19 protein-coding genes and 1 pseudogene are annotated in these 19,718 nt (G+C 69.1%); 17 read left to right on the top strand and 3 right to left on the bottom strand.

All coding sequences use genetic code 11. The features are described from left to right. Window positions 1–50: 50 nt before the first annotated feature. From nadD to holA, 8 genes are all read left to right on the top strand, one after another. Entirely contained in the window at window positions 51–713 is a 663-nt protein-coding gene (nadD, locus tag IM25_RS20620) for a nicotinate-nucleotide adenylyltransferase (RefSeq protein WP_019288365.1), read from the top strand. Beyond that, window positions 710–1,117: a ribosome silencing factor gene (gene rsfS / locus IM25_RS20615; protein WP_024101369.1), complete on the top strand. Its 408-nt coding sequence runs from the start codon at window positions 710–712 to the stop codon at window positions 1,115–1,117. Before nadD ends, rsfS begins: the two co-directional genes overlap by 4 nt. Before the next feature lie 89 nt (window positions 1,118–1,206). Further along, window positions 1,207–1,785, top strand: coding sequence for a histidine phosphatase family protein (locus IM25_RS20610; protein WP_230810365.1), 579 nt, complete (start codon window positions 1,207–1,209; stop codon window positions 1,783–1,785). Continuing rightward, window positions 1,772–2,554 carry a diglucosylglycerate octanoyltransferase gene (gene octT / locus IM25_RS20605; RefSeq protein ID WP_006554509.1) on the top strand — a complete coding sequence of 261 codons (783 nt, stop codon included), beginning with the start codon at window positions 1,772–1,774 and terminating at the stop codon, window positions 2,552–2,554. Before IM25_RS20610 ends, octT begins: the two co-directional genes overlap by 14 nt. Before the next feature lie 5 nt (window positions 2,555–2,559). After that, the gene (locus tag IM25_RS20600) at window positions 2,560–3,399 is read left to right on the top strand and encodes a DegV family protein (RefSeq protein WP_006554508.1); all 840 of its coding nucleotides are present in this window, start codon (window positions 2,560–2,562) and stop codon (window positions 3,397–3,399) included. 145 nt (window positions 3,400–3,544) lie between these two features. After that, complete coding sequence (locus IM25_RS20595; protein WP_065996335.1) at window positions 3,545–4,384, top strand: ComEA family DNA-binding protein; 840 nt, start codon at window positions 3,545–3,547, stop codon at window positions 4,382–4,384. After that, window positions 4,381–6,741: a DNA internalization-related competence protein ComEC/Rec2 gene (locus tag IM25_RS20590; protein ID WP_052040096.1), complete on the top strand. Its 2,361-nt coding sequence runs from the start codon at window positions 4,381–4,383 to the stop codon at window positions 6,739–6,741. The genes IM25_RS20595 and IM25_RS20590 overlap by 4 nt, the downstream gene beginning before the upstream one ends. Continuing rightward, on the top strand, window positions 6,738–7,709 hold the full coding sequence (holA, locus tag IM25_RS20585; protein WP_006554506.1) for a DNA polymerase III subunit delta: 972 nt from the start codon (window positions 6,738–6,740) through the stop codon (window positions 7,707–7,709). The genes IM25_RS20590 and holA overlap by 4 nt, the downstream gene beginning before the upstream one ends. 148 nt (window positions 7,710–7,857) lie before the next feature. Here holA and rpsT read toward each other — a convergent pair whose 3' ends face one another. Continuing rightward, a complete protein-coding gene (gene rpsT / locus IM25_RS20580) occupies window positions 7,858–8,118 on the bottom strand; it encodes a 30S ribosomal protein S20 (RefSeq protein ID WP_006554505.1) in 261 nt (86 codons plus the stop codon). A 363-nt stretch (window positions 8,119–8,481) separates the two neighbouring features. Between rpsT and IM25_RS20575 the strand changes: the two genes are divergently transcribed. Next, window positions 8,482–9,303 (top strand): aquaporin, encoded by an 822-nt coding sequence (locus IM25_RS20575; RefSeq protein WP_006554504.1) that lies wholly within the window; start codon window positions 8,482–8,484, stop codon window positions 9,301–9,303. Between the two features lie 27 nt (window positions 9,304–9,330). Here IM25_RS20575 and IM25_RS20570 read toward each other — a convergent pair whose 3' ends face one another. Then, window positions 9,331–9,999 (bottom strand): type II toxin-antitoxin system PemK/MazF family toxin, encoded by a 669-nt coding sequence (locus IM25_RS20570; RefSeq protein WP_019288360.1) that lies wholly within the window; start codon window positions 9,997–9,999, stop codon window positions 9,331–9,333. A 63-nt stretch (window positions 10,000–10,062) separates the two neighbouring features. On the opposite strand from IM25_RS20570, the gene lepA reads away from it, so the two are divergent. Both lepA and IM25_RS20560 read left to right on the top strand, forming a co-directional pair. Next, window positions 10,063–11,958, top strand: a complete 1,896-nt coding sequence (gene lepA, locus IM25_RS20565) for a translation elongation factor 4 (RefSeq protein ID WP_269466037.1) — start codon at window positions 10,063–10,065, stop codon at window positions 11,956–11,958. 35 nt (window positions 11,959–11,993) lie between these two features. After that, window positions 11,994–12,927 (top strand): annotated as a pseudogene (locus tag IM25_RS20560) (NAD(P)H-dependent flavin oxidoreductase). A gap of 391 nt (window positions 12,928–13,318) precedes the next feature. Here IM25_RS20560 and IM25_RS20555 read toward each other — a convergent pair. After that, on the bottom strand, window positions 13,319–15,265 hold the full coding sequence (locus tag IM25_RS20555) for a glycoside hydrolase family 15 protein (protein ID WP_033097756.1): 1,947 nt from the start codon (window positions 15,263–15,265) through the stop codon (window positions 13,319–13,321). A gap of 66 nt (window positions 15,266–15,331) precedes the next feature. Between IM25_RS20555 and IM25_RS20550 the strand changes: the two genes are divergently transcribed. The 6 genes from IM25_RS20550 (at window position 15,332) to IM25_RS20530 (ending at window position 19,691) form a co-directional block, all read left to right on the top strand. Continuing rightward, window positions 15,332–15,538, top strand: coding sequence for a hypothetical protein (locus IM25_RS20550; RefSeq protein ID WP_033097757.1), 207 nt, complete (start codon window positions 15,332–15,334; stop codon window positions 15,536–15,538). Window positions 15,539–15,709: 171 nt separating this feature from the next. Continuing rightward, entirely contained in the window at window positions 15,710–15,802 is a 93-nt protein-coding gene (locus IM25_RS27505) for an Ms4533A family Cys-rich leader peptide (protein ID WP_309568822.1), read from the top strand. Window positions 15,803–15,955: 153 nt separating this feature from the next. Then, window positions 15,956–16,981 carry a sulfate ABC transporter substrate-binding protein gene (locus tag IM25_RS20545; protein WP_019288356.1) on the top strand — a complete coding sequence of 342 codons (1,026 nt, stop codon included), beginning with the start codon at window positions 15,956–15,958 and terminating at the stop codon, window positions 16,979–16,981. Between the two features lie 114 nt (window positions 16,982–17,095). Further along, window positions 17,096–17,893 (top strand): sulfate ABC transporter permease subunit CysT, encoded by a 798-nt coding sequence (gene cysT, locus IM25_RS20540; protein WP_016694104.1) that lies wholly within the window; start codon window positions 17,096–17,098, stop codon window positions 17,891–17,893. Then, window positions 17,890–18,696, top strand: a complete 807-nt coding sequence (gene cysW, locus IM25_RS20535; RefSeq protein WP_065996332.1) for a sulfate ABC transporter permease subunit CysW — start codon at window positions 17,890–17,892, stop codon at window positions 18,694–18,696. The genes cysT and cysW overlap by 4 nt, the downstream gene beginning before the upstream one ends. Beyond that, on the top strand, window positions 18,693–19,691 hold the full coding sequence (locus tag IM25_RS20530) for a sulfate/molybdate ABC transporter ATP-binding protein (protein WP_033097758.1): 999 nt from the start codon (window positions 18,693–18,695) through the stop codon (window positions 19,689–19,691). Before cysW ends, IM25_RS20530 begins: the two co-directional genes overlap by 4 nt. The last annotated feature ends 27 nt before the right edge of the window (window positions 19,692–19,718 follow it).

Here is a 19,718-nt window from a genome sequence, read left to right as displayed (position 1 = left end):
TGCATCAGCCAACGGATCGGCCCTCGGCCCCCAGGCGCCGCCTGGGCGTCATGGGTGGAACGTTCGACCCGATCCACCACGGACACCTCGTGGCGGCCAGCGAGGTCGCCGCGAGCTTCGACCTGGACGAAGTGATCTTCGTGCCCACCGGGCAACCCTGGCAGAAGACCGGACGCGACGTCAGCCCCGCCGAGGACCGTTACCTGATGACGGTGATCGCGACCGCATCCAACCCGCGGTTCTCCGTCAGCCGCGTCGACATCGATCGACGCAAACCCACCTATACCGTCGACACCCTGCGCGATCTCAGCGAGCAGTATCCCGACGCGGATCTGTACTTCATCACCGGCGCGGACGCACTGGGATCGATCCTGTCCTGGCAGGACTGGCAGACCCTGTTCGACCTCGCCCGCTTCGTCGGGGTGTCCCGACCCGGATACGACCTTCACGCCGAACACCTGGCACCGCATCTGGACGAACTCCCGGCCGAGGCGGTGAGCCTGGTGGAGATCCCGGCACTGGCGATCTCCTCCACGGACTGCCGCAGGAGGGCCCGCGAGAACCGTCCCGTCTGGTATCTGGTCCCCGACGGAGTGGTGCAGTACATCAGCAAACGCCGGCTCTACCGCACGAATACGCACCCCGACGGAGATCCCGTCCCGGTGTTCGACGGAAACACCCCCGGCACCATCGAGAGAAAGAGCACGCAGTGAGCGCAACGGCAGAAGCCACGGAGATGGCCCGAATCGCAGCCCTGGCCGCCGACGAGAAACTCGCCACCGACGTCGTGGTGCTCGACGTGTCCGAGCAACTGGTGATCACCGATTGCTTCGTCATCGCGTCCGCACCCAACGAGCGTCAGGTCAACGCCATCGTCGACAACGTCGAGGAGAAGCTGCGCGAGGCCGGCCACAAGCCCGTCCGCCGCGAGGGCACCCGCGAGGGACGGTGGACGTTGCTCGACTACGTCGACGTCGTGGTGCACATCCAGCACGAGGACGAGCGCAACTTCTATGCCCTCGACCGCCTGTGGAAGGACTGCCCGACCATCGAGGTCGACGGTGTGGGTGGCCCCCGTTCGGCGATCGACGCCGCCGACTCGCCGGAGGACGTGTGAGTCGTCCGGAGGAGGGTTCGCAGAGCCCGCGGGTGCGGCAGCTGGTGCTGCTGCGCCACGGCCAGACCGAGTACAACGCCACGCGGCGGATGCAGGGCCAGCTCGACACCGACCTCTCCGAGCTCGGCCGGCAGCAGGCGCTCGCCGTCGCCGACGCGATCGCCCGGTTCGATCCGCTCGCCGTCGTCTCGTCCGATCTGCGCCGCGCCTACGACACGGCGACCGCGCTCGGCGATCGCATCGGGCTGCCGGTCGCGATCGACACGCGGCTGCGCGAGACGCATCTCGGCGAATGGCAGGGCCTGACCCACACCGAGGTCGACGCCGTGGCCCCGGGCGCGCGCAGCGCGTGGCGCGCCGACGCGACCTGGGCACCGCCGGGTGGCGAGAACCGGATCGACGTCGCGCGGCGCAGCATGGCCGTCGTCGGCGAACTGCTCGACAAGTACGAGGACTGGAGCGATCGGCCCATCGTGCTGGTCGCACACGGGGGTCTGATCGCCGCGCTCACCGCCGCCCTGCTCGACCTGCCCGTCGATCGGTGGTCCGTCCTCGGCGGTCTCGGGAACACCGGCTGGGTGCAGCTCAGCGGATACGGCGAGGTGCCGTCCTGGCGCCTCGACGTCTGGAACGCGTCGGCCACAGTGGCGCCCGATGACGTCCTCTGAACCCACGCCGATCGGAACCGACGCCGCCCCGCAGCGCCCGGTCCTGCTGGTGATCGGTGACTCCCTGAGCTACTACGGCCCGAAGGGCGGCCTGCCCGCCGACCATCCGCAGATCTGGCCCAACCTGGTCGCGGCCGAACTCGGATGGGACGTCGAACTCGTCGCCCGGATCGGGTGGACCACACGCGACGCGTGGTGGGCCATGACCCAGGACCCGCGGGTGTGGGCCGCGATCCCGCACGCCGGAGCCGTCGTCCTGGCCGTGGGCGGGATGGACACCCTCCCGTCCCCGCTGCCCACCGCACTGCGGGAGGGCCTGCGCTACATCCGCCCGCCGGCCCTGCGTCGCGCGGCGCGTAACGCCTACGGGTGGTTGCAGCCGCGACTGTCACCGCTCGGGCGACCGGTGGCGCTCCCACCCCGGGTCAGCGTCGAGTACCTCGAAACGATCAGGGACGCATTGGCATACATGCGCCCCGATCTGCCCGTCATCGGCACCATGCCGTCGGTGCACCGCAGCGAGCAGTACCGGTCGGTGCATGCCGGCCGGCTCCCCGCGGCACGCGCGATCACCCGCTGGGCGGCCGAGAAGTCGGTTCCCCTCGTCGATCTCGCCGAAGCGGTGCGGGAGAACGTCTTCTCCGACGACGCCAATCCCGACGGGATCCACTGGGGTTGGGAAGGACACCGCCGTGTCGCCGCCGCTGTCGGCGACGCGGTCCGGATCGTGCATCGGGATGCGGAAGTCCCGGTGGAGGGCCTACGGTAGGCGTCGTGTCCGTCGTCGTCGTCACAGATTCGTCGAGTTGTATCGACCCTGAACTGGTCCGTCGGTACGACATCCGTGTTGTGCCACTGCACATCATCGCGGGCGGACGCGACCTCCGCGAGGGCGTCGACGAGTTGCCGGAGGACCTGTCGACCGTGACGACCTCCGGTCCGTCTCCCGCAGAACTGACCGACGCCTATACCGAGGCGCTCGAGGACAGTGGAGGAGACGGCGTCGTAGCCGTGCACCTCTCGCGGGTGCTGTCCGGGACATGGGACGCAGCTCGGCACGCCGCCGAATCGCTGGGCGACCGGATCCGGCTCGTCGATTCGCGGAACACCGCCATGGGTTCGGGTTTCGCCGTCCTCGAAGCGGTGCGCGCCGCACGGGCCGGAGAAGACCTGGCCCGGGTGTACGAGCGGGCCGTGGAGGTCGCGGCGTCCGCCCGGACCCTGCTCGTCGTCGACCGGCTCGACCACCTCCGTCGCGGTGGCCGGATCGGCACGGCCACAGCGCTGTTGGGTACCGCGCTCGCGATGAAGCCCGTGCTGCACATCTCCGACGGCAAGCTCGTCCTGCGGGAGAAGACCCGCACGATGACCAAGGCGATGGCCAAGCTCGTCGACGGAGCCGCGACCGACGTGGGCGACGAACCGCTCGTCGCGGTGCACCACCGTGGGGCACCCGAGCGGGCGCGCAGCCTCGTCGATCAGCTCGCACAGCGCCTTCCGGAAGGCACCGAGATCGTCGTGTCCGAACTCGACGCGGTTCTCGGCGCGCACGTCGGGCCGGGTGCGGTCGGTGTGGTCGTCGCCTCCGCGGCGACCGGTGTCTCCGAGGACTGACCACCTACACCACCTCCCGGCCCGGATGATGCCGGTGGAGGCCCCCTCCGGGCATTCATCCACAGGGGTGCGGGTCATCCACAACCCCGGCCGAATCGGCGCCGACACCGAATCCGGCGGTCGCGGCCGCGGCTAGCGTCGCGGCATGGCGAGCAGTGACCACCGTGATCTCGCGCGCCCCCGCCTCGGCGCGATCACGCGTTCCTCGGCGATGCCCGCGGAACCGCCCTGGACCGACGACAGGTCGGCGAACGACCACCCCTGGGCGGATCCGGACGACGGCGACGAACCCCTCCACAGCGGTCCCGGCCGGGAACGATTCGTCGATCGGCTGACCGCAGCGCGATGGGACACCGGACGACGGGGAACCGCTGCACTCGCCGCGATCGGAGTACTCGCCGCCGCAGTGGCACTCGTCGTCGTGTGGCGCGACCGGCCGGTCCCCGAACCGGTACCGCCGCTGCCGAGAGTCGAAGTCGTGGACACGGCAGAGCCGTCCGCCGCGAGGGAGACGGACACGGCACAACCGGATTCCGCCGATTTCGTCGTCAGCGTCGTGGGTGCGGTGATACGCCCCGGGCTCGTGCGGCTGCCGGCGGGATCCCGTGTGGCCGACGCGCTCGACGCTGCCGGCGGTGCCGTCGACGGCGCCGACCTCATCGGCCTGAATCTGGCCCGGCGGGTCGCCGACGGTGACCAGATCGTCGTGGGAATCGCCCCGCCCCAACCTGTTCCGCAGGCCAGTGGAATCGTCGGGGCGCAGACACCGGGCGATGCTCCACCGGAGGCAGGCGGACCGGTGGATCTCAACACCGCCGACGAGACCGCGCTCGACGCGCTGCCGGGCGTCGGTCCCGTCACGGCAGCGGCGATCGTCTCGTGGCGCGACACCAACGGACCGTTCACGGACGTCGAACAACTCGGTGAGGTCGACGGGATCGGACCGGCGCGACTCGCGAGGCTGCGTGAACTGGTGACGGTGTGACCGGACGGAACGACGGGTCCGACGCCGCAACGGTTCTCGATGCCCGGCTGGTGCCGTGCGCGCTGGCCGCGTGGGCCGTGACACTTCTCGGGTTGTACACGGGATGGCGGATCGTCACCGCCGTGGCGGTCGCGGCCGTCGTCGGGTGCGCCGTGACGGTCCGTCTCGTCGCGACCGGTCGCATCCCACGCGGAGGTGCGCGGATCCTCCTCGCCGCACTGGCCGTCGTCGCGGGATTCGGGCCGGCCGCCGGTCTACGGATGTGGGCCGCCGACCAGCACCCGATCGCCTCCGCAGCGGAAAGGGGAGCGTGGGCCGGCGTCGTCCTCCTCCCCACCGACGACCCGCGACGCATCCGGGCCGCGGCCTTCGACGACACACCCCGGGTACGCATCCCGGCCCGGCTCGAGCACGTGATGGTCGGTGGACGATCCATGGACACCGGGGGATCGGTGGTGGTGCTCGCCCCGGCCGACTCGTGGGGAGATCTCCTGCCCGGGCAGTCCGTCACCGCACGCGTGCGGGCGGCGCCGCACACCGGGCCGGGCACCACGGTGGCGGTGCTCCACGCGGAGAACGCACCCACGGTCGTCGGCCCGCCCCCGGTGTGGCAGCGATGGGCTGGCACGGTACGCGACCGGCTCGCGCAGGTGGGTTCCGCGGTGCTTCCCGCCGATCGGGCCGGCCTGCTGCCCGGTCTCGTGGTGGGCGACACCACGGCGCTGACCGACGAGGTGCGGGAGGACTTCCGGGTGGCCGGACTGACGCATTTGACGGCCGTGTCCGGAGCCAACGTCAGCATCGTCCTCGGAGCGGTACTGCTCCTCGTGCGCGCGGTAGGACTCGGACCGCGTTCCGGGACCATCCTCGCCGCGACGGCTCTCGTCGCCTTCGTCGTCGTGGTCCGTCCGTCGGCGAGTGTGGTGCGCGCGGCCGCGATGGGATCGATCGGGTTGCTGGCATTCGTGACGGGTCGTGAGCGACAGGCACTTCCCGCCCTGTGCACCGCGGTGGGCGTACTGCTCGTACTCCTGCCCGACCTCGCCGTCGACGTCGGGTTCGCGCTGTCGGTGTCCGCGACGGCGGCACTGATCGTCGCCGCGCCACCTGTCGTGACCCGGCTCGTGGATCGCGGGTGGCCGCGTCCCATCGCGGAGGTCGCGGCAATGTCGCTGGTCGCGTTCGTAGCGACCGCACCTCTCGTCGCGGCGGTGAGCGGGACCGTGAGTGTCGTGTCGGTCGCGGCCAATGTCCTCGTCGCCCCGGTACTTGCGCCGCTGACGGTCCTCGGTTCGCTGGTCGCGCTGGGCGCCTCCGTCGTCCCGTGGGTTGGGGAGGTGCTCGCGCGCGGCACCGGGCCGTTCCTGTGGTGGCTGATCACGGTGGCCGACCGGGCGGCATCGTTGCCGTCGGCCGAACTCGAGGTGCCGGACGGGCCGGTGGGGGCAGTGGTCGCGGCGGTGCTGGTCGCGGTGGCGTGGTCGGTGGCTCGTCACCGGCGGGTGCGGATCACGGCTCTCGTGATTGCGGTGGCCGTCGCGGCGGTGTGGCTGCCGGTGCGGATGCTGCGACCGGGCTGGCCCGGAGCCGAATGGGTACTCGTCGCATGCGATGTCGGTCAGGGCGATGCGCTGGTGCTGGCGACGGGGGACGGGCGCGCGGTCGTCGTCGACACCGGACCCGAACCGGAACCCGTCGATCGGTGCCTGCGCCGGTTGAGGATTCGCCGTATCGCACTGCTCGTCGTGTCACACCTGCACGCCGACCACGCGGGTGGGATCCGCGGTGTCCTCACCGGGCGCTCGGTCGAGATGGTCGTGGTCGGGCCGGGTGCTGCCGGTGACGACGCGGCGGGGGTGCTCGACGCGGCGACCGGGGTCGGTGTCGTGGTGCGGGAAGCGGGTGCCGGTGCGACCCTGCGTGCGGGCGATCTCGACATCCGGGTGCTGGGCCCGGCCGGGCGACGGACAGGCGGTTCCGAGAACGACAACTCGCTCGTCCTGGCGGTCGACACCGTCGTGGGCCGGGTCCTGTTGCCGGGAGACGCGGAGGAGGCCGCGCTCGACGCACTCGTGCGGTCGGGCACCGACGTGCGTGCGGACGTGTTGAAGGTGCCGCACCACGGCTCGCGCACCACACCCGCACGCTTCCTCACCGCTGTGCGGCCGAGCGTCGCCCTCGTCAGCGCCGGGCGAGACAACCTGTTCGGGCATCCCCATCCCGAGATCGTCTCCACCCTGACCGGAATCGGGGCGCGGGTCCTGCGGACCGACCTGCACGGCGACGTTGCAGTGCTCCGTGCCGCCTCCGGGGCGCTCGCGGTGGTGTCGGACGTGCGTGGCACGATCGAACCGTGAGCGACGCGTCCCTGCATCTGATCCTCGGTGAGGAAGAACTGCTCGTCGACCGTGCCGTCGCGAAGATCGTGTCCGATGTCCGCACGCGCAGCGAAACTCCCGGCGATCTCCCCGTCTCCAGGCTCCGCGCCGGCGACGCGGGCGTACCCGAACTCGCCGAGCTGCTGAGTCCGTCGCTGTTCGCGGAAGAACGCATCGTGATCCTCGAATCCACCGCCGACGCCGGGAAGGACGCCGCGGCGCTGATCCTCGATGTCGCGGGCGATCCGCCTCCGGGCGTGACACTGGTGATCCTCCACAGCGGCGGGGGACGCACCAAGGCGATGGTGCCCGCGCTGCGCAAGCGCGGCGCCGAGGAGCACATGTGTGCCGCTCCCGCGAAGGCGGGGGAGAAGGCGGCGTGGGTGCGGACGTTCGTCCACAAGGAGTTCCAGGCTGCGGGGGTGCGAGTCTCGGGCGATGTCGAACAGCTCGTCATCGAGGCGGTGGGTTCCGACCTGCGCGAACTCGCTGCGGCGTGCAGCCAGCTCGTGGCCGACACCGGCGGCAAGATCGATGCTGCGGCCGTGCGACGCTACTACTCGGGCAAGGCCGAGGTGTCGGGATTCGACGTAGCCGAGAAGGCCGTGGCCGGCGATACGGCCGGTGCGCTCGAAGCGCTACGGTGGGCGATGCACCGCGGTGTCGCCCACGTGCTGCTCGCCGATGCTCTCGCCGACGCCGTGCACACGATCGCCCGGGTCGGCTCGGCCGGTCGCGGCGACCCGTTCTCCCTCGCGTCGTCGCTGGGTATGCCGCCGTGGAAGGTGAAGAAGGCGCAGGCGCAGGCGCGCACGTGGGCGCCGGCGTCTATCGGGACCGCACTCACGGTGGTCGCTGCGCTCAACGCCGACGTCAAGGGAGCCGCGGCCGATCCGGACTACGCCCTCGAGCACGCCGTGCGGGTCATCTCCGAGCTGGCGGCCTGAGGCTTCTCCGCCGTGCCCGTGCTCGTGCCCGCGGCCGATTCCGGGCGGGCGGCATCATTTCTGTCGTTCAACACCACGAAGGCCGTCCCCGGCAGGGGGACGGCCTTCGTGAAGCAGAGCCTGCGTCTACTACCTCGGAGCGATGAACTCAGAGCTTGTTGGCAAGCTTCGCGAGAGCAGACTTCTTGTTGGCAGCCTGGTTGGGGTGGATGACACCCTTGCTGGCAGCCTTGTCGAGCTGACGGCTCGTGGCGACGAGGAGCTCGTTGACCTTGTCCTTGTCGCCAGCGGCCGCAGCCTCGCGGAACGAACGGATCGCCGTACGAAGCGACGACTTCACCGACTGATTCCGGAGTCGGTTGCGCTCGTTGGTGCGAATCCGCTTCACCTGGGACTTGATGTTGGCCACGCGTAAAATCCTGTCGTCTTGCTGGTAGCTGGTAGGAAAGCTCTGGGTGCATCTGAGCACCGATGGACAAGGTTACCAAGAACGGATCGCAAAGCCCAAACCGGCGGTCGAATCACCCTTCTCACCGGCCTGATCGTTTCGGCCAGGACTACGCGCACCCGACTGTTGTTGTTGCGTGCCGCCGCGGGAGGGCATCTACATGGGCGGACACGCCACGGTGCACGATGTCGTTGTCGAGGTCACGGCGCATGCGTAATCTCCCTCACAGCGCGAACGACGAGTTCGCGGCTGCGGTGCATCGACTCGAAGTGTTCTACCACCAGGTTCCGCCTGCGAGCGGGACCACGAACATCGAGGTGACCCATGGAACCCCCACGCGATCCCGAGTCCCGAATCGACGAAGATCTCGCACGCCAGACCTCCCTGGAAATCAGAGACCCCGGTGAGTTCTCCGATCTGCGGAAGTACGTGGCGGAGGCGATCGGAACCTTCCTCCTGGTGTTCTCCGCGGTGGGTACCGCGGTGTTCGCCGGAACCTATGTCGGTCAGCTCGGCGTCGCACTGGCGTTCGGCCTGACCCTGCTGTTCCTCGTGTACACCATCGGCCCGATCTCCGGGTGTCACGTGAACCCGGCGGTGACGCTCGGGCAGCTCATCGTCGGTCACGTGACGCCGGTGCGCGCCGTGGGTTACTGGATCGCGCAGGTCGTCGGCGGTCTGGTCGCCGGTCTGACGCTCTACGCGGTGGCGTCGTCGTTGCCGAGCTACGACCGTGCCGCCGACGGCCTCGGGGCGAACGGCTGGGGCGCGCACAGCCCCTCGGCGGTGCACGGTCCGCTCGGCGGCGTGCTCGAGAACGGCTACGGCATCGGCGCGATGATCGTCGTCGAGGTCCTGCTCACGGCCGTGCTCGTCTTCGTGGTGCTGGGTGCGACCGATCAGGTGGCCGACGCGCCGATCGCCGGCATCGCCATCGGCTTCACTCTCGCGGTGATCCACCTGATCTCGATCCCGATCGACAACACGTCGGTCAATCCCGCCCGTAGCCTCGCCGTCGCCTTCTACCAGGACGGTGCGCTCGGGCAGCTGTGGGCATTCATCGTGTTCCCGCTCATCGGCGGAGCGCTCGGAGCGCTCGTCTACACCTTCCTCTTCGGGCGGCGGTACGGGCTCCGGGCCTCCTGAGGGCCTGCGGTCAGGGCGCGGCCCGATTCAGCTCCAGCCGAAATCGGTACGGAGCCGGGTCGCGACCTGATCGAATCGTGCGCGGGGGAGGATCGCGCCTTCGCGGCGGATGCCATCCTCGGGGACGTCGAGCACGCGATCGAGGCGCACCCAGCTCGGGCGGTTCTCCGCGTCCCACGGTCCGGAGCCGATTCCGAGCCAGTCGCGGTGACCGTCGCGGTCGGAGTTCGACGAGAGCATCAGCCCGAGCAGCGTCCTGTCGTCGCGGCCCACGACGAGCACCGGGCGGTCCTTGCCCTCCGTCGGATCTTCTTCATAGGCCACCCAGGTCCACACGATCTCGCCCGGATCGGCGCGACCGTCGAGGTCGGGGGAGTACTCGAGGCGGCGGGCACGCTGCGCCGTGGGCGTGGTGCGCGACGCCACCGGGCGACCGGGGGCCGGACGCTTCGTGCCGGACTGGGTCTTCGCGGCACCTGGCTTCGGCGCCGTGGTCCCGGACGCGCCCGGCTTCGGTGCCGCAGTGGTACCGCTCCCCGAGGTTCCGCTCGCTGCGCCGGTCCGGCCGGCCGCGTTCAACGCGGCGCGCGCCTTGTCGAGCGCCCCGGACTGCTGCAACTGCTGGTAGATCTTCGGACCCTGGTCGACGGCGAGACGCCCCAGCTGCCTGCCCAACTTCTTCCATGTACCGGCCACGGGAACCGAGCTTAACCGGACCTGACCCGGGCGAAATCCCGGCCGTCGCCCGACTTGGATATTCTGCAGGGTGACCGCGGTCTGCTGGCCGCTGCCAGTCCGAGTCAGGAGCACGACATCAGCACCTTCGCCGACACCACGTTCACGGACCCCGCAAAGATCCGGAACTTCTGCATCATCGCGCACATCGACCACGGAAAGTCGACGCTCGCGGACCGGATGCTGCAGCTCACCGGGGTGGTCGAGGAGCGGCAGATGCGCGCCCAGTACCTCGACCGCATGGACATCGAGCGCGAGCGTGGCATCACGATCAAGGCGCAGAACGTACGTCTGCCGTGGAAGCTCGACGGCGAAGACTATGTGATGCACCTGATCGACACCCCGGGCCACGTCGACTTCACCTACGAGGTCTCCCGCGCGCTCGAGGCGTGCGAGGGCGCGGTCCTGCTCGTCGACGCCGCGCAGGGCATCGAGGCGCAGACCCTCGCCAATCTCTACCTTGCGCTCGACAAGGACCTGACGATCATCCCGGTCCTCAACAAGATCGACCTGCCCGCGGCCGATCCCGACCGCTATGCCGGTGAGATCGCGAACATCATCGGCTGTGAGCCGTCCGACGTGCTCCGGGTCTCCGGCAAGACCGGCGAGGGCGTCCCCGAACTCATCGACGCCGTGATCCGCCAGGTGCCGCCGCCGGTCGGTGACGCCGACGCGCCCGCCCGCGCCATGATCTTCGACTCCGTCTACGACACCTACCGCGGCGTCGTGACGTACGTGCGTGTGGTCGACGGCAAGATCGTGCCCCGCGAGAAGATCAAGATGATGTCGACGGGCACGACCCACGAACTGCTCGAGGTCGGCATCGTCTCGCCCGAACCCAAGGCCACCGCCGGTCTCGGCGTCGGCGAGGTGGGCTATCTCATCACCGGCGTGAAGGACGTGCGCCAGTCGAAGGTCGGCGACACCGTCACCCCCGCCCGCCACGGTGCGGAGGAGCCGCTCACCGGCTACCGCGAACCGCGCCCGATGGTCTACTCCGGTCTGTACCCGGTCGACGGCTCCGACTACCCGGTGCTGCGCGACGCGCTCGACAAGCTCCAGCTCAACGACGCCGCGCTCACCTACGAGCCCGAGACGTCCGTCGCTCTCGGGTTCGGTTTCCGCTGCGGCTTCCTCGGTCTGCTGCACATGGAGATCACCCGCGAGCGCCTCGAGCGCGAGTTCGGCCTCGACCTGATCTCCACGGCTCCCAACGTCGTCTACCGCGTCGTGCTCGAAGGCGGCCAGGAAGTCGTCGTGACGAACCCGTCCGACTGGCCCGAGGGCAAGGCTCGCGAGATCTACGAACCGATCGTCAAGTGCACCATCATCGCGCCGAGCGAGTTCATCGGTTCGATCATGGAGCTGTGCCAGTCGCGGCGCGGTGAGCTCGGCGGTATGGACTACCTGTCCGAGACCCGCGTCGAGCTGCGGTACACGCTGCCGATGGCCGAGATCATCTTCGACTTCTTCGACTCGCTGAAGTCGCGCACCCGCGGCTACGCCTCGATGGACTACGAGGAGGCCGGAGAGCAGGAGGCCGCGCTGGTCAAGGTCGACATCCTGTTGCAGGGCGAGGCCGTCGACGCATTCAGCGCGATCGTCCACAAGGACGCCGCGGCCGCCTACGGCAACAAGATGACGACCAAGCTCAAGGAACTCATCCCGCGGCAGCAGTTCGAGGTGCCCGTCCAGGCCGCGATCGGCTCGAAGATCATCGCCCGCGAGAACATCCGGGCGATCCGCAAGGACGTTCTCGCCAAGTGCTACGGCGGCGACATCAGCCGTAAGCGCAAGCTGCTCGAGAAGCAGAAGGAAGGCAAGAAGCGGATGAAGACCATCGGCCGCGTCGACGTTCCGCAGGAGGCGTTCGTCGCCGCGTTGTCGTCCGAGGCCTCGTCCGACAAGCCGAAGAAGTAGTCGCTCCTGCTGCGACGCCCACCGGAAGGATTCGCGTGCTCGACACCTGGCTCACCCGTGAACTCGGAATCTCCGTTCCTCTGCTGGGTGCGCCCATGGGTGGCCGGGCCGGTGGGCGGCTCGCCGGCGAGGTGACGCGGGCCGGCGGACTCGGCCTGATCGGTGCCGCCCGGTACAACACCGCCGAGTGGATCGAGGGCGAGGTGCGCACCGCCCGCGAGATCGGTGGTGGGGCCGTGGGATTCGGTCTGATGACTTGGGCGCTTGCCGACGACGACAGCCTCCTCACCGCGGTGCTCGAGTACCGCCCGCAACTGGTCACGCTCTCGTTCGGCGATCCCGCTCCCTACATCGAGCGCGTCCACGAGGCCGGGGCCGTCGTCCTCTCGCAGATCAACACGGTCGACGATCTGCGCGTGGTCGAGGCAGCGGGTGTCGACGCGGTGATCGCGCAGGGCCATGAGGCCGGTGGGCACACGGGCAGGATCGGTACCCTCCCGTTGCTGCAGGAGGTGCTCGAGTCGACGTCGCTGCCCGTGCTCGCCGCAGGTGGCATCGCCACGGGTCGCGGTCTGGCAGCGGTGCTCGCAGCCGGTGGGCAGGGCGCCCTGGTCGGGACGGCGCTGCTCGCCAGCCCGGAGACCGTCGGCCCCGACTACGCCCGTGGCCGGCTCGTGGAGGCCGGCAGCGCCGACACCGTCTACACCGACGTCTTCGACAAGGCCCGGCACCAGCCGTGGCCGGCGCGATGGGGCGGACGCGCCCTGCGCAATGCGTTCACCGAGGAGTGGCACGGCCGGGGCGCCGACGAGGACACCCTCGCCGCGGCGTACACCGGTGACGATCCCGACATCGGGGTGGTCTACGCGGGGGGAGGCCGCCGGTCTGGTGCGCTCCGAGCGACCCGCGGGCGAGGTGATCCGGGGTATCGCCGAACAGGCGGAGACCCTGCTGTCCCGCTTCCGTTGAGCACTGCGCCGGCACACGGACGTCCACATTCGAGCTGAGGTGAGCCTCACCTGAGGTGGAGGTCGCCCATGCGCCGAGTCGTTCTCTCCGCGGTAGCGCTCGTACTGTTCGTCGCCCCGACCCTCGTGGCGTGTTCGTCGGACACCGATGACACCGCGACCGCCGGCGGCGAGACCGTCACCGTCGAGCACTCCTACGGCACGACGACGATCGAGGGCACACCCGAGCGGATCGTCGCGACCTCCAGCCAATGGCTCGACGCTCTCGTCGAACTCGGGGTGCAGCCCATCGCGTACTACAGCGCCGGCTCGTACGGCGACGAGCGCGGCCTCTATCCGTGGCAGACCGACGTCTCCCCGGATGCGGTGGCGCTGAGTCGCCTGAGACCGGCTCACGGTCCGAGATGCGCGGGCCGGAAGTTGCCCGCTCCGATCTCCCGCTCTGCGCGGATGACATGGACGACGGCATTGATGAGCGCCAGGTGGGTGAACGCCTGCGGGAAGTTCCCCAGATGACGTCCGCTCTCGGTGTCGATCTCCTCGGCATAGAGCTTCAGGGGGCTCGCGTAGTCGAGCAGGCGCTGGCACAGTGCGGCGGCTCGCTCGACCTCGCCGATCTCGACGAGCGCCGAGACCAGCCAGAACGAGCAGATGGTGAACGAGCCCTCCTTGCCCGCGAGCCCGTCGTCGGTGGTCTCCACCCGGTAGCGCAGCACCAGCCCGTCCTCGGTGAGTTCGTCGGCGATCGCCAGCACCGTGGCCCGCACCCGGGGGTCGTCTGCGGGCAGGAAGCGCAACAAGGGGATCAGCAGAGCCGACGCGTCGAGTGACGGGTGGCCGTACCGCTGGGTGAAGACGCCGCGTTCGTCGACGCCGTGTTCGAGGACGTCGGCCTTGATCTCGTCGGCCATCGCCGCCCACTTCCGGGCGTAGTCGGGACGACCCTGCAGTTCGGCGAGTTTCGCGCCGCGATCGAGTGCCACCCAGCACATGACCTTCGACGACACGAAGTGCTGGGGTTCGCCGCGCACCTCCCAGATGCCGCGATCGGGCTTGCGCCAGTTGGCCGCTGCCTCCTCGACCTGCCGGCGCAGGGTGTGCAACAGCGTCTGGGGGAAGTGCCCGCGGGACTTGACGTGCAGGTACACCGAGTCGAGCAGTGTGCCCCAGATGTCGTGTTGCCGTTGGTGATAGGCGTCGTTGCCGATGCGGACCGGGGTGGCGCCGTCGTAGCCGCTCAGATGATCGAGGGTCGACTCCGGCAACTCGCGCTCACCGCCCACCCCGTACATCACCTGGAGCGGATAGCGGACGCCGTCCGCGTCGCGCGAGACGTCGAGGATGAACGAGAAGAAGTCGTCGGCCTCCCGGTCGAACCCGAGGGTGTACAGACCCCACAGTGCGAAGGTCGAATCGCGTACCCACGCGTAACGGTAGTCCCAGTTACGTTCTCCGCCAGGTGTTTCGGGGAGTGAGGTCGTCGACGCTGCGAGCAGCGCCCCGGTCGGGCTGTAGGTCAGTCCCTTGAGCGTCAGAGCGCTGCTCTGCAGGTAGGTGCGCCACGGGTGATCCGGGAAGCGGCCCGTCGTGATCCACTCGCGCCAGTAGTCCTGGGTGGCGGTCATCTTGACGGCGGCCTCGTCGAAGGTGTGCGGCATCGGGCGGTCCGACCACGACAATGCGACGAAGGCCGTGTCGCCCTTGTGGAGTCGACGTCGCGCGCGGACCTCGCGGTCCTCGATTCCGAGGCGCAGATCCGTCGTCATGCGCAGCGTCGGATGTTCGTCCGGCGCGTTCCGGCACACCGCGGTGGCCTCCTCGTAGACCTTGCCGGTATAGCTCCATTCGGTGCGGCCGCGGTGGTAGTCGAAGGCGGGTTCGCAGCTGACGTACAGGTCGACCGTCCCGTTCACGCAGCGCACCGTGCGCAACAGCATGTGCTCGGCCTCCCAGTCGGACGGGGTCCGGCGATGCGTGGTGGAGCGTTCCTCGACGTCGTACCAGGGTGACATGACCAGCGCGTCCCGCACGATCATCCAACCCGTGTCGGTCTGCCAGGTCGTCTCGAGCACCAGACCGCCCGGCAGGTACCGGCGTGCCGCAGGAACGGTGCGGTCGTGCGGCGACAACCGGAAATGTCCCGCGCTGCGGTCCAGCAGCGACCCGAACACACTCGGGGAGTCCGGACGGGGCACGCACATCCACTCCACGGTGCCGTCACGTGCGATCAGGCAGGTGCTCTCGCAATCCGAGAGGAATGCGTAGTCGTCGATCGGCGGGAACGGACTCCGTCGGAAGGGTGCCCCCGACAGCGGTGAGGAGGAGTGGTAGTGGTCCATCCCTCCATGATCACCGCGGGCCGGGCGGATCGCAGCGCGGTTGCCGAACCTACTAGGGTGTAGGCAATGGATCGGGTGGCTTCGTGGTGGGACGGCTTCGAGCTGTGGCTCGCGGGCCTGTCCTTCGTCCCCCAGGCGGCCCTGGTGCTCGCAGTGCTGGTGCCGGCCTGCTCAGGGGTCGCATGGCTGCTCGATCGGGCGATGGCCGGTGTCTTCGGACTGCTCGGCCGCGGAGAGACGGACTCGCCCGCCACGACGACGGAGGATTGCTGACATGCCGCGTTCGCGCGTAACCCTGGCGCTGATCGCGCTGCTGATCATCGTCGTCGTCGCATGGCTCGTCTCCATGTGAGCACGCCGCTCGCGCATCCGGTTCGGTGCTCGACGTCCGATGTCCGAATCGTCGATTTCGGTCGACCCTCGACCTCTGCTAATCTCTGCCGCGTGTCCGCGACCACTCTGCCCCGCCTCCGCCACGAGTTGGCGTTGATCGCTGTGGGCATGCCATCGGTCGCCGACATCGACTGTTGTCGCTGAATCCTCCTTCTCTCCGCGGTCCCCGTCTTCCGGATCCTCTCGTCCGTCGGTGCCGCATCCTCGCGAATCCCGGCCGGTCCGATTCCGGCAGCCCCTCGTCCGGTGCCGGTCGCGTTCATCCCCCCCTCGAAACAGCCCCTCAGGAGGCTCGTCATGAAACGTTCCAGGTTCGTTGTCGCGGCGTTCGCTGCGGTCACCGCACTCTCCCTCACCGCCTGCTCCGGTGGTTCGAGCGACACCGTCGGAGCCGAGAGCGGCGGCGACGGATCCGGCGGCACGGTCAACCTCTACGCCTACGCCGTGCCCAAGGTCGGATTCGACTCGCTGATCCCCGCCTTCCAGGAGACCGAGGAAGGCGAGGGCGTCGTCTTCCAGCAGTCCTACGGCGCCTCCGGAGACCAGTCCCGCAAGGTGCGCGACGGCGCCGAGGCGAACTTCGTGAACTTCTCCGTCGAGCCCGACATCACCCGTCTCGTCGACGCGGGACTCGTCGACGAGAACTGGAACGACAACGCCTACAACGGGATACCGTTCGGATCGGTCGTGACCATCGTCGTCCGTGAGGGCAACCCGAAGAACATTCGGGACTGGGACGACCTGCTCCGGCCGGATGTCGAGGTTGTCACCCCCAACCCGTTCAGCTCGGGTTCGGCGAAGTGGAACCTGCTTGCGCCGTACGCCGCGAAGAGCAACGGCGGCGCCGACCCGCAGGCCGGCATCGACTACGTCACCGCACTGGTCACCGACCATGTGAAGGTACAGCCGAAGTCCGGTCGCGAGGCCACCGAGACCTTCCTGCAGGGCACCGGCGACGTGCTGCTGAGCTACGAGAACGAGGCACTGTTCATCGAGCGCAACGGCGACCCCGTCGAGCACGTCACCCCGCCCGTCACTTTCAAGATCGAGAACCCTGCGGCGGTACTGAAGAACGCGAAGGACGTCGAGGTCGCGCAGGCGTTCAACGACTTCCTGTACACCCCCGAGGCCCAGCGCCTGTGGGCCGAAGCCGGTTTCCGGCCCGTCGATCCGACCGTCGCCGAGGAATTCGCCGATGAGTTCCCGCAGCCGGAGAAGCTGTGGACCGTCGCCGATCTCGGCGGCTGGGAGACCGTGAACGAGGAGCTGTTCGCCGACAGCACCGGCACCATCGCGGTGATCTACGACAACGCAACGAAGTAGAGCACGCGCGTGACCGTTTCGGAACACACCGCCGGGTCGGGAGATTCGTCTCCCGCCCCGGCGGGTTCGCGTCGCCGGCCGTCCGCCACGGCCCCCGCCCGACCACGACGCCGGATGTTCACCGGCGCCGTCGGGCCCCTCGGTATCGGCATCGCCACACTGTGGTTGAGCCTGATCGTCCTGCTTCCCCTCGCGGCCCTGGCCTTCCACTCCGTCTCGGACGGTCTCGGGACGTTCGTCGATGCGATCACCGCTCCGGCCGCCCTGGCGACCCTACGGATCACCGTCGTCGTCTCGCTGGTCGTCGCGGCGATCAACGCGGTGATGGGCACGGTGATCGCCTGGGTGCTCGTCCGCGACGAGTTCCCGGGCAAGAAGTTCGTCAATGCCCTGATCGACCTGCCCTTCGCGCTACCGACGATCGTCGCGAGCATCGTGCTGCTCTCGCTGTACGGGCCGCAGAGCCCGATCGGTGTGCAGCTCAACGCGACCGAGCCGGGACTGGTGGTGGCGCTGGCGTTCGTCACGCTGCCGTTCGTGGTGCGCTCGGTGCAGCCGGTGCTCATCGAGGCCGACCGTGAGGTCGAGGAGGCCGCCGCCTCGCTCGGCGCCGGCAACTTCACGATCTTCCGCACGGTCGTGCTGCCCGTGCTCGCGCCGGCGGTCCTCGGCGGCACCGGCCTGGCATTCGCCCGCGCCATCGGCGAGTACGGCTCGATCGTGCTCATCGGCGGCAACATCCCGTACAAGACCCAGGTCGCGTCGCAGTACATCCAGCAGCAGATCGAGATCGACCGGCCGGTCAACGCCGCCGCGGTCTCCGTCGCGCTGCTGGTGATCGCCTTCGTCGTGCTGTTCGTCCTGCGCCTGGTCGCGAATCGGGGGTTGCGCCGAGAGGAGGACGACCGGTGAAACCGTCCCTCGCATCCCGACTGTCGCTGCGCTTCGTCGCGCTCGCCTACCTGTTCGTACTGTTGCTCGTCCCGATCGGGGTGATCCTCTACCGCACCTTCGAGAACGGCATCGTGGCGTTCGCCGAGTCGATCAGCACCCCGGCGGCGATCTCGGCTCTGAACCTGTCGCTGCTCATCGTCGCGATCGTCGTGCCCGTGAACGTGATCTTCGGCATCGTCGTCGCGCTGGCGCTCGTCCGCGGCAGATTCCCGGGGAGGGGACTGTTGCAGGCCGTCGTCGACCTGCCCTTCGCGGTCTCGCCGATCGTCGTGGGTGTCGCCCTGATCATGTTGTGGGGCGCCAACGGCTGGGTCGGTGCCGTCGAGGATCTCGGCTTCAAGGTGATCTTCGGCCTGCCGGGCATGGTGCTCGCGACGATCTTCGTGACGCTGCCGTTCGTCGTGCGCGAGGTCGAACCGGTGCTGCGCGAGATCGGTGAGGAGCAGGAGCAGGCCGCCGCGACCCTCGGCGCGAACACCTGGCAGACCTTCTGGCGGATCACGTTGCCGGCGATCCGCTGGGGCCTGACCTACGGCATCGTCCTCACCGTCGCGCGGGCCCTCGGCGAGTTCGGCGCCGTCATCATGGTCTCGTCCGGCTTCCCCGGCGTCTCCCAGACCCTGACGCTGCTCGTGCACGCCCGGTACATCGACGACCACAACACCTTCGGCGCCTACAGCGCCGCGACCCTGCTCATGGCCATCGCGGTGATCGTCCTGCTGCTGATGACCCTGCTCGACCGGAAGAGGACCACCGAATGATCACTGTTACCGGGGCGCGCAAGAACTACGGAGATTTCGCCGCACTCGCCGACGTCGACATCGACATCCCGTCCGGCTCGCTCACCGCCCTGCTCGGACCCTCGGGTTCGGGGAAGTCGACGCTGCTGCGTTCGATCGCCGGCCTCGAGACCCTCGACGCGGGCACCGTCCACATCGCCGGTAAGGACGTCACCGGCGTCACCCCGCAGAAGCGCGACATCGGTTTCGTCTTCCAGCACTACGCCGCGTTCAAGCACATGACCGTGCGCGAGAACGTCGCCTTCGGACTCAAGATCCGCAAGCGGCCCAAGGCCGAGATCACGAAGCGGGTCGACGACCTGCTCGATATCGTCGGGCTCGGCGGGTTCCAGCGACGCTATCCGGCGCAGTTGTCCGGTGGCCAGCGTCAGCGCATGGCGCTCGCCCGTGCTCTCGCCGTCGACCCGCAGGTGCTGCTGCTCGACGAGCCGTTCGGTGCCCTGGACGCGAAGGTGCGCGCCGACCTGCGGACCTGGCTGCGCCGCCTGCACGACGAGGTGCACGTGACCACCGTGCTCGTCACGCACGACCAGGAGGAGGCGCTCGACGTCGCCGACCGCATCGCGGTGATGAATGCCGGACGTATCGAACAGGTCGGAACGCCGGAGGAACTCTACGATCGCCCGGCGAACAGCTTCGTGATGTCGTTCCTCGGGACGGTGTCCAAGCTCAACGGCGTGCTGGTGCGGCCGCACGACATCCGGCTCGCCCGGCAACCTGCGCTCTCCGACACCTCCGGCGGCTCGGTCGGTGTCACGCGGGCGACCGTCGAGCGTGTGGTCCGGCTGGGCTTCGAGGTGCGCGTCGAACTGCGCAACGACGCGACGGGTGAGCAGTTCACGACGCAGATCACCCGCGGCGAAACCCACGACCTGGGGCTCGTCGCGGGCGACACCGTCTACGCGCACGCTCCGGCCGCGTCGGAGACCGCCCCGCTCGGTACCGCCGCGCAGTAACCGAGCGGGGGACTCGAGGGTCACGCG

Origin of the sequence: Rhodococcus sp. p52 (assembly GCF_000763325.2) — a bacterium.
GTDB classification, from domain to species: Bacteria; Actinomycetota; Actinomycetes; order Mycobacteriales; family Mycobacteriaceae; genus Rhodococcus; species Rhodococcus pyridinivorans.
This window is presented reverse-complemented; position numbering and strand designations above follow the sequence as displayed.